This is a genomic window from Alkalihalobacillus alcalophilus ATCC 27647 = CGMCC 1.3604, from assembly GCF_000292245.2.
Lineage (GTDB): Bacteria > Bacillota > Bacilli > Bacillales > Bacillaceae_D > Alkalihalobacillus > Alkalihalobacillus alcalophilus.
This window is the reverse complement of record NZ_ALPT02000130.1, coordinates 1-6768: the sequence shown is the minus strand read 5'-3', so window position 1 is coordinate 6768 and position 6768 is coordinate 1. Positions and strand designations below refer to the sequence as shown.

At 38.3% G+C, this 6768-nt stretch carries 5 protein-coding genes; all 5 read right to left on the bottom strand.

The features are described from left to right. Positions 1-389 precede the first annotated feature (389 nt). Positions 390-1181 (bottom strand): class I SAM-dependent methyltransferase, encoded by a 792-nt coding sequence (locus tag BALCAV_RS20240; protein ID WP_003324208.1) that lies wholly within the window; start codon positions 1179-1181, stop codon positions 390-392. Between the two features lie 115 nt (positions 1182-1296). Further along, positions 1297-2226, bottom strand: coding sequence for a UDP-N-acetylmuramate dehydrogenase (murB, locus tag BALCAV_RS20235; RefSeq protein ID WP_003324209.1), 930 nt, complete (start codon positions 2224-2226; stop codon positions 1297-1299). A 215-nt stretch (positions 2227-2441) separates the two neighbouring features. Then, a complete protein-coding gene (locus BALCAV_RS20230) occupies positions 2442-3863 on the bottom strand; it encodes a DHA2 family efflux MFS transporter permease subunit (protein WP_003324211.1) in 1422 nt (473 codons plus the stop codon). Positions 3864-4028: 165 nt separating this feature from the next. Beyond that, complete coding sequence (locus BALCAV_RS20225; RefSeq protein ID WP_003324212.1) at positions 4029-5003, bottom strand: carbohydrate kinase family protein; 975 nt, start codon at positions 5001-5003, stop codon at positions 4029-4031. A gap of 33 nt (positions 5004-5036) precedes the next feature. After that, on the bottom strand, positions 5037-6590 hold the full coding sequence (locus BALCAV_RS20220) for a glycoside hydrolase family 32 protein (protein WP_052044425.1): 1554 nt from the start codon (positions 6588-6590) through the stop codon (positions 5037-5039). Between the last annotated feature and the right edge of the window lie 178 nt (positions 6591-6768).

The following is a 6768-nucleotide window of genomic DNA, read 5'->3' as shown; positions in this document are numbered from 1 at the left end:
GTTGGTTTTTCCGGCTCTTTGCTTATGACTTTCCGGCTTAATGTCGGAATCTAGTTGGCTTTTCCCGCTCTTTGCTTATGACTTTCTGGCTTAATGTCGGAACCTACTTGGCTTTTCCCGCTCCTTGCTTATGACTTTCCGGCTTAATGTCGGAATCTAGTTGGCTTTTCCCGCTCTTTGCTTATGACTTTCCGACTTAATGTCGGAACCTAGTTGGCTTTTCCCGCTCTTTGCTTATGACTTTCCGCCATTATAAGTATATGGACTAGCAAAAGCTCTTTACTCCCAGTTTTCGATTTGCAGTGCTTACACCTTAACGGCTGCTATGCTAAACTTACCAAGCTGTACATAGAAAAAAGCCACTCAACTCAAGTGGCTCTTCTTATACCCTAAACTAGCTTCTTTGCCTTTATTAAGACAGATTCTCCTTGAAAGGATTGTACTTTTTTCCCGTTTTCCAACGTCACGCGGAACTTCGCTTTGATTTTATCATCCGCCTGTAAAAAGGCCTGAGTCAATTGTTCTTTTTCTTTTTCGCCGACATCCATTCGTCTACACCAATCCTCAAAATCGAACACTTTCTCAAACAAGTGCATCTCTAGCAATTCGAACCCCACTTTTTCATGCTCTTTTAACCATTCTGTTTTTTTATAAGCTCGCTGGTGACTATAATCTCTAACTTTCTCAATGTAATTATAAAACTGATCACAATCTTTATTTTCGGGAGCAACATTATCGATTAAAATAAAGAGTCCATTAGGCTTTAAAACACGATAAACTTCCTTCAGAAAATCCTCAATATTAGGAAAATGATGGGCGGCTATTCGACAAGTCACTCGGTCAAATTGATGATCAGCAAAAGGTAATGCATCTGCACTGGCCTCAACATAATCAACATTGTTGTTTCCATTCCCTTCAATAAACTTTTTGGCGACTTGTAAAATTTCTTTCGTGAGATCAAGAGCAACAACTTGTTTCACTAAGGGGGCAACTGCATTAGCGACATGTCCACCACCTGTTGCGATGTCAAGGAATTGTTCCTTGCCTGAACAGTCAATCAATTCGATGAGCTTTTTTAAATCTTTGCCTTTTGAATGTATGTGACTCGTGACATAGTTTTGAGCATTCTTTCCAAACTGTGCTTGAACTTGCTGTTTTAACTCGTTTGAATCCATTCCCATTAAACCACCTCTTATCAAAAGATTCTGTTTTCTTTATTATATCAGAGATACATCCATAAAAAACCAATAACAGTAGATTCTCATCGCTGTCATTGGTTTCTGTTTGCCCATTTATTCAACTCTTTACATCTTCGCCAATGATACGTACTTCTCGTTCCAGTTCAACCCCGAATTTATCTTTGACTGTCTGCTGCACATGGGCGATTAACTTCATATAGTCCGTCGCTGTTCCATTCCCAACATTTACAATAAAGCCAGCATGCTTTTTCGAAACTTCTGCTCCACCGATTCGTTTTCCTTGTAATTCGCTGTCTTGAATCAACTTTCCAGCAAAATGTCCTGGTGGTCTTTTGAAAACACTGCCACATGATGGGTACTCTAATGGCTGTTTAGACTCCCTTAAAAAAGTAAGTTCTTCCATCTTCGCTTTGATTTCTGACACATCACCTTGCTTCAAACCAAAAGTTGCCTCTAACACTAGGTAGCCGTTCGTTTCAATATTACTTGTACGATAGCCTAAATCTAATTCTTCCGCTTGCACGGTTTTCAGTTCCCCTTCTTTTGTTAAAACAAGGGCTTCTGTTAAAACATCTGAAACTTCTCCACCGTAAGCACCCGCATTCATGTACAAGGCTCCACCAATTGAACCTGGAATGCCACAAGCAAATTCCAACCCTGTTAGCTCGTGTTTTAAGGCAAATCTCGAAACGTCAATAATCGCCGCTCCACTTTGGGCAATAATCGAGTCTCCTCTTAACTCAATTTTGTTCATATCCGTTAAAATCATCACAACGCCACGAATTCCACCATCTTTAATAATTAAGTTTGAGGCATTCCCTAAAATCGTAATCGGTATTTGGTGTTCTAATGTATATCGATAAATTTTTTCGACTTCTTCATACGTCGTCGGAAAGACGATAATATCTGCTGGTCCCCCTGTTTTTGTATACGTATAGTAGCTTAATGGTTGGTTAATTTTTATATGGTCTTCAGTTGAGCTCTTTTGCAAAATTAATAATAAATCATTATAAACCTTTTTATTCATAGTCGGTTCTCCTACATGTAAAATTCATAATCTCCACCATTATATAGTATAGGCAATCGATGGCATATCGTTTCCACTATTTTTTATCTTTTTGAATAGATTTTTGTTTTTTCTATTCATCATGTTCTTTATCCTCATCTATTATATGCTTTCTGACTAAAAGAGACCACCACCTAATCTAAATGAATGTGATGCTCTCCCAAAACCTCATTTATTCAACTCACTTGGTTCCTTTCTCCTTCATCCTGTTCCTTATGCTCCGGTTGTTCAAATCGAATAAAAAAGTATGAAATGAGGGTAAACAACGCCAGACAGGCTACCACAACAAAGGAAATATTAACTCCAAAAATGTCTGGTTGTGCAATATTCCCCCTATTTTCTGCTACCGATTCTACTGAAGTCATAACCGTTACAAGCACAGCTGTCCCGACAGAAGCAGCTGTCATTCTCATCGTCCCATCCATCGCAGCTCCGTGTGGAATTAAACGTTTTGGCAACTGATTAAGGGCAGCCGTTTGAATCGGCATCATAATTAATACTAAACCAAACATTCGAACACTGTACATAATGGTAATAAAGGCAAAGGTCGTCTCCGTATTTAAAAAGATAAACGGAATCGTTGAAGCTGTTATAATAATTAAGCCTGGTAGGACAAGAAAACGTGCCCCTACCTTATCAAAGATACGTCCCACAACAGGAGCAAGTAAACCTGTAATAAGAGCTCCGGGCAACATCGCCATTCCTGCTTCTAAGGCTGAAAATTCACGCATATTTTGCATGTAAAGAGGAATTAACGTCTCAACTCCGATTAAGCCCATAAAGGTAACGGAACCAATAAACACTGCAAATGGGAAAATCGAATACGTAAAAACTCGAAATTCTAACATCGGATGCTTCATGCGTAATTGCCTCAAAATAAAGAAAACTAGTGAGATCACCCCTACGGCTAATGTAATCAACGTAACCGGTGCCCCCCAGCCAAAATTCCCTGCACTGGTAACTCCGTATAATAGACCACCAAAACCGAACGAAGATAACACAATCGAAAGCACATCAACCTTTGTCTTTTTCACTTCTGTCACATTCTTTAAGACAAAATAAGCGATCACAATATCAATAATAGCAATCGGCAATATTATAAAAAATAAATATCTCCAAGAAAAATTACCAGTCACCCACCCAGAAAAAGCAGGTCCTATCGCTGGAGCAAACGAAATGACTAAACCAACTAAACCCATAACCGAACCACGTTTATTCATCGGAAAAATAAGTAAAAATACGGTTGTCATTAACGGAAGCATGACCCCAGCTCCCATCGATTGAATGACACGTCCTAATAATAACCACTCAAATGTAGGGGACAACCCAGCTACTACCGTCCCTACTGCAAAGACACTCATCGCCGTTAAAAATAATTGCCTTGTTGTAAATCGCTCAATTAAAAATGCACTAACCGGTATCATGATTCCATTCACTAACATAAAAACAGTCGTTAACCATTGAGCACTATTTGGCGTAACACCCATCTCGACAATAATAGGAGGAATTGCTGTAATCATTAACGTTTGATTTAAAATCGCAATAAAAGACCCTGCTAACAATAATGCGACAACAGTCGGTCTATGAATATCATTCATCTGTTTATTCCCTCCTGAACAACACCATTTTTTCAGTCCTTAACTTTATCAGATTAAACGAAATGTAGAAAAGAAGCTATCCTTTTGCTTCATGAAGATGAAAATAATGATCTGCAAAAGAAAACTGCCCCTATGTTAAAGGACAGTTTAAAAAACAACTTCTCATTATGTAATCCTTTCAAAATTAACTACTTCTTCATACGTTGGAATTCCTTCAATCGCCCCAATTTTCGTACAAACTAAGGCACCGACTTTGTTACTAAAAGTAACCATGTCTTTTACTTTTTCAAAATTTATGAGCACTTCTTTTGCATTAACCTGTTTCGCAAATTGCCATAAAGTGGCTCCAACAAAAGCATCCCCTGCTCCCGTAGAATCGATCGATTGAACAGAAACACTTGAGATGATAGCCTGCTCGCTTCCATTTGATAAATAAGTTCCTTCTTTACCAAGAGTTACGGCTACAAGTTTAGCCCCTAATTGATGAAGCTTTGCCACCCCTGCATCGATTTTCTTTTCCTCGGAAATAATCATTAATTCTTCATCACTCACTTTAACAAAATCAGCGAGCTTTATCCCCTCTTTTGCCCATTTAACAAATTCCAACTCTCTTCCTCTCCATAAATCAATTCGAAAATTCGGATCAAAAGAAATAAACTGTCCGTTTGCATAGCCTTTATTAATAGCCTTCAAATAGGTTGAACGAAAAGGCTCTTCTAATAATGCCGTTGCCGAACCAAAATGTAAAATTTTCGCTTGAGCCATTTGTTCTTCATTAAGATCCTTGGATTCCATCCATCGATCGGCTCCACGATTAAAAACAAAATCCCGTTCCCCATTTTCCATTAATGAAACAAAGGCTAGTGTCGTTGGATTCAACGGGTCCAATTGCATCATAGAAGTATCGACTTTCATCTCTTCTAACGTATGCTTTAAAAAATGACCAAAAGGATCGTCCCCTACTTTTCCGCAAAAGCCCGCTTCTCCTCCAAGCTTCACAATCGATGCACAAACATTAGCTGGAGCACCACCCGCTTGCTTTTCAAAACGACTCCCCTTATTTAGACTAACCCCTATATCTTTACAAAAGAAATCAATTAACATTTCCCCTACACATATAACCATTGAATGATTATTCATTGCTTCACCTCATCTATTTATTACCTATTCATTTTACCAAATTGATTGTAAGGAATGAATCGTTAAATTATGAATGAAAACTTCCTCGCCCTCTAGAAAAAACTCCATATTTACACTATCTTCATTCGGAAAAATTAAGTCTGTAATTACATATTGACCATCTTGAGCAAATACTTCAACCGAAGATTGATCGACTAAAATTTGCAAGGTTAGTGTATTAGAATTTGCGATCTCCACTTTATGCCTGCCATTAAAATAAGGGCTAAAGTAAATCTCATCTAACTGCCTACGCTCCACAAAAAGTTCGTTCGTTTCACTTGAAAAACCAATCTGCGTTTCATCCTCTAAGTTGTCAGATTGTCTAATTTTAAAACCAACATCACTTAATGAGTTTCGATCGATTTCAATAAAGAGTTCAAACGTATCAGCCTTAATATCTGCTAACAACTCCTTAGCAAAAGATTGGTCAACCTTTTCATTTTCTAAGTAAAATAGTTGCTCACCTCTTAAAGAGTTTAACTCTTCGATCGGTTTTTGAGCTACCTTAATCTCTCCCATTGAATCGGTCATTAGTTGCATTTCTCTTGGAAAAGACATCGCCCCACGCCAAACTTCTGTTGGGACTTGGTTAGCATATAACCAATTGTTCATCCAAGCGATCATGACCCGCCTTCCATCCTCAGTAGGCATATCAGAAAAGGATTGAGCCGCGTAAAAATCAGCTCCATAATCAAGCCAGTTAATCTGCTCAGGGTCATGGTCGCTAACAAAAGTCGTCCCGTCAAATTCACCGATAAAATATTGAGCCCCTGAACCCCCAGCAATTGCTCCGTCACCAATATCTACTTGTAAAACCCACTTCGTATGATCGGGATCTCCATCTATTGCTAATTCAAATAAATCTGGACATTCCCATACACCAGCTTGGGCACCCATCCCTTTACCAAATTCACTTAAAAAATCCCATTCTATTAAATTATGAGAACCATAAAACAAGACCTTTTTTCCGGCCGTAATAGCCATCACCCATTTTTCTGTATCATCATGCCAAAATACTTTCGGATCTCTAAAATCCGGTATCGTCGGGTCACTCGGAATAACAGGATTCCCTTCATACTTCTCCCATGTTCTTCCCTTATCTTTACTATAAGCAAGACTTTGAGATTGTCCATCACCTGCATGTGTAAAGATCGCTACTAGCCCTTCACCCTTCTCATCAAAAAATCCAGTTGAATTATTCCAATCGACCACAGCACTGCCGGAAAAAATCGTTCCAATTTCGTCAGGCTCTAATGCGATTGGTCTATGTTCCCACTCAATCATATCTTTACTAATCGCATGGCCCCAATACATCGGACCCCACACATTGTCATGAGGGTTATGTTGATAAAATAAGTGATACTCTCCTTCATAATAAACCATCCCATTCGGATCATTCATCCAGTTTTCTTCTGGACTAAAATGAAATTGTGGTCGGTATTGCTCTGTATAATCTGTACTTAATGCAAGATTACTTGCCCAAAAAATCGCCAGACTAATACTAACCACTATCACACTAATAACAAGATAAAACCGGCCTTTTTTCATTTCATTCCTCCCAGATTAACCAAATCTTATATGATTGTCTAAAAAAAGAGCACATGGGATTTCTCCAATGTGCTAAGTTATTTTCATTTCAAACTTACTTGAATCAATTTCATAAAACCTATCTAAAGAAACATACAAGGACCCAATTTTCATGTTCTCATTTTTAAAAATGGAAATC

Coding starts and splice junctions, on each gene's coding strand:
- BALCAV_RS20240 (WP_003324208.1), bottom strand. CDS start 1,181: ATGGGAATGGATTCAAACGAGTTAAAACAGCAAGTTCAAGCACAGTTT.
- murB (WP_003324209.1), bottom strand. CDS start 2,226: ATGAATAAAAAGGTTTATAATGATTTATTATTAATTTTGCAAAAGAGC.
- BALCAV_RS20230 (WP_003324211.1), bottom strand. CDS start 3,863: ATGAATGATATTCATAGACCGACTGTTGTCGCATTATTGTTAGCAGGG.
- BALCAV_RS20225 (WP_003324212.1), bottom strand. CDS start 5,003: ATGAATAATCATTCAATGGTTATATGTGTAGGGGAAATGTTAATTGAT.
- BALCAV_RS20220 (WP_052044425.1), bottom strand. CDS start 6,590: ATGAAAAAAGGCCGGTTTTATCTTGTTATTAGTGTGATAGTGGTTAGT.